The sequence below is a fragment of the Pseudomonas sp. LM13 genome, from assembly GCF_041381355.1.
Classification (GTDB): domain Bacteria; phylum Pseudomonadota; class Gammaproteobacteria; order Pseudomonadales; family Pseudomonadaceae; genus Stutzerimonas; species Stutzerimonas frequens.
Window position 1 is genome coordinate 1 of the sequence record NZ_JACBXH010000101.1, and the last position, 1785, is coordinate 1785.

A 1785-nucleotide genomic window follows, 5' to 3' on the forward strand; every position below is an offset into this window, starting at 1 on the left:
TTAGTGCCATGAAATAGACAGTCAGAAATCTTCAATTTTGCCAGCGCACCTCTTCTGATGCCGCTTAGGACTAGCAAATTGACGATCAAGTAATTCCTCACCCTAGATGCTTTAAAGGGATTATTAGGAGAGGACGGCATCACCATCTCTAAAAACTTTACGAAAACGTCATCCGGGATCACCGATTCCTCAGGATCGCCAACATGTTGCCCTCCATTCTTGCCAAGGGCATCTTCATCTAACCTAATTTCTGCAATAAGCCCATTAAATTTATTTTTTGTTTTTTCGTCAGCATCTTGCACTTCGTGAAACTCATCGAACAACCATAAAAGAAATTGTCGAAGTCGTCTGATGCGACCTTGCAAGGTTTCGCTAGCGACCTTTGCCATCCCTTTCTGATTGGCAACAATGATGTTCCTTAGATGTTTATCATTTATATCTAGAAATCTTATATTTATACCTTCATCACCAGAACCCTTACTTAAGCAGCATCTGTCATAGAACTGCATGTACTCCATCTGGGAGATAAAAATGCCCGACGCAACTCGTTCGGGTAGGTCAATATTTTTTTCCGAAAAGTACTGCAGCACGAACAGCAGTTCATTTGCGTACCTAAATCTCGTATTGGCCGATTTAGCAGATAAAGCACCATTGAGGTAGCAGGAAACATACGGATCAATAGGGCAATCCGCTTCGTCCACTATCGACACGAAGGGCAACGAATTGAATTGGTATCGTTTGACTTTCATAATTGACAAAAAAGCTAGTCCAATAACCGATTTAGTTACAAACTAGTCCATAAATGAGTTCTGTCAAACGAGAGGAAAGGAAAAGCGACGGAAGGCGGGGCTTACAGGCAATGTCTACAGGTTTATAGGCTTTACAAATATTTTTTTGGTTATAACTTGCCGCCGGACAGGCAGACCATGACCTTGTCGCCATCCTCGATCATGTTGAAGTCGGTGACGGCCTCGCCGGCCAGGCGGCGCAGGCGCTTCTGCAGTTTGTTCTGGTTGACCGAGAGGTTGCCCATGTCAGGTGTCCGGGTGAGATGCGAAAGGCGCGCATTTTACGCGCAAAGCACGCCCGACCGCAGCCCGTTCGCCGCCTGCTCCGATGTGAACCAGCACCGAATGGACAACCGCCGTGCTGTGCTAGTCTCGCCCGATGGACGACTTCTCCCCCGCACTGGATCTGCCAGACCACCTGCTCGTACTGCTGCAGGAAAACCCCGAAGGCTGCAGCGAATACGAGCTGATTCAACAGCTCAAGCGCCGGCACAGCACGCATGTGCCCAACCTGCCGCTGACCGACAAACTGGTGCTGTTCCGCACGCATTTCCTGGTGTTCAACGCGCTGTATCTGCTGCGCGACCGACTCTGGGCCGAGGGCAGCGGGCATCTGCAGATCAGTCCTTTGCGCATTCGGTTGCTGCCGTATGCCAGCGCCAACGCCGGCCTCGCCGAACAGGACGCCCTGCGCGCGTACTACCTGGACCTCTCCAACCTGCGGGATACCGACGAAGACGATGTCGAACGCCTGCTGGCGAGTTTCTGGACGCGCATGCAGGGCAGCGACGAGAAGCGTGCCGCTCTCGAACTGTTTGAACTGGATCGCTCCGCGCAGCCCCTCACGCTGGAATTGATCAAGCGTCGCTATCGTCAGCTGGTCGGCCTGCACCACCCGGATCGGGGGGGCAGTACCCAGCGCTTGCAGTCAATCAATCTGGCGATGGAAATACTCGAGCGCTATTACCGCTGACGATATAGCTTCGAAACGCTCTAA

Annotated in this window: 2 protein-coding genes and 1 pseudogene; 1 reads left to right on the top strand and 2 read right to left on the bottom strand. The window is 51.3% G+C overall.

Translation table 11 applies throughout. From position 1 onward, the window contains the following. The coding region (locus tag HZR81_RS23440) for a site-specific integrase (RefSeq protein WP_500129382.1) at window positions 1–701 on the bottom strand (701 nt) is incomplete at its 3' end. Window positions 702–904: 203 nt separating this feature from the next. After that, window positions 905–1033 (bottom strand): annotated as a pseudogene (locus tag HZR81_RS23445) (tRNA 2-thiocytidine(32) synthetase TtcA); the annotation flags it as partial. 134 nt (window positions 1034–1167) lie between these two features. Between HZR81_RS23445 and HZR81_RS23450 the strand changes: the two are divergent. Then, window positions 1168–1761 (top strand): DNA-J related domain-containing protein, encoded by a 594-nt coding sequence (locus HZR81_RS23450; RefSeq protein WP_500129383.1) that lies wholly within the window; start codon window positions 1168–1170, stop codon window positions 1759–1761. Window positions 1762–1785: the final 24 nt, after the last annotated feature.